This is a genomic window from Paraburkholderia sp. SIMBA_053, assembly GCF_046534895.1.
Taxonomy (GTDB): domain Bacteria; phylum Pseudomonadota; class Gammaproteobacteria; order Burkholderiales; family Burkholderiaceae; genus Paraburkholderia; species Paraburkholderia caledonica.
This window is the reverse complement of record NZ_JAWRXU010001375.1, coordinates 1-247: the sequence shown is the minus strand read 5'-3', so window position 1 is coordinate 247 and position 247 is coordinate 1. Positions and strand designations below refer to the sequence as shown.

Here is a 247-nt window from a genome sequence, read left to right as displayed (position 1 = left end):
AGGGTAGCGTGTCCGCGGATACCTTCACGACCGGCTGCGCGTTGCTGCTCAACACCGCACTGAACCGCCGCATATGCACCGCCACACGGCGCGCATACCCTTTCCCGCCGCCGCTATAGCGCCACAGCGCGGCATCGATATCGCCGCCGGCAGCATCCAGATAGCCGCGCAGAATCGACGAGCCGATGCGCACGTTGATGGCGGGATCGTCGAGCTCTTTCACGTTGGAGAACGCACGCGGATGCGC

1 pseudogene is annotated in these 247 nt (G+C 65.2%); it reads right to left on the bottom strand.

The features are described from left to right. Positions 1–247: pseudogene (locus tag SB753_RS40110) on the bottom strand (lytic transglycosylase domain-containing protein); the annotation flags it as partial.